This window comes from Xenorhabdus innexi (assembly GCF_002632485.1).
Lineage (GTDB): Bacteria > Pseudomonadota > Gammaproteobacteria > Enterobacterales > Enterobacteriaceae > Xenorhabdus > Xenorhabdus innexi.
Genome location: NZ_NIBU01000232.1, coordinates 1 through 655 on the forward strand (window position 1 = coordinate 1; position 655 = coordinate 655).

The following is a 655-nucleotide window of genomic DNA, read 5'->3' on the forward strand; positions in this document are numbered from 1 at the left end:
TTATGACCGGACCTATTTTGACAAAATTGTGGCGTCCCTGCTGCCGCTGCTGGAAAAACTGACCACCGGCAAAATTGCGGAATTGTTATCGCCGGATTACCTCAATATGACAGATCTGCGGCCCATCTTTGACTGGGAGCAGGTGATCCGCAAAAATGGCATTGTTTATATCGGGCTGGATGCGCTGTCTGACAGCGATGTGGCCTCCGCCGTAGGCAACAGCATGTTTGCAGATTTAGTCAGTGTCGCGGGGCAGATTTACAAATACGGCATGAACGCCGGCTTGCCGGTTCGTCATGACGGTAAACTGGCGATTAACCTGCATTGTGATGAATTTAACGAACTGATGGGCGATGAATTTATTCCGCTCATTAACAAAGGCGGCGGGGCGGGGATGCAGGTAACGGCATACACCCAGACCTCCTCTGATATTGAAGCCCGTATCGGCAGTCCGGCCAAAACCGCGCAGGTGGTGGGGAACTTTAACACCCTGATTATGCTGCGGGTGCGGGATAACCGGACGGCGGAGCTGCTCACCAGTCAGCTGCCGGAAGTGGAAATCTACAGCAAGACACTGGTCTCCGGGCATTCTGATATTGCCGATGTCGAGCAGGGGCAGGATTTTACCTCGTCCACTCAGGACAGGGTCGGCACC

Annotated in this window: 1 protein-coding gene; it reads left to right on the forward strand. The window is 53.7% G+C overall.

What is annotated here, in order from left to right:
• Positions 1-655 (forward strand): TraM recognition domain-containing protein (locus Xinn_RS21295; protein WP_153043441.1); only part of this gene is annotated, 655 nt, incomplete at both ends.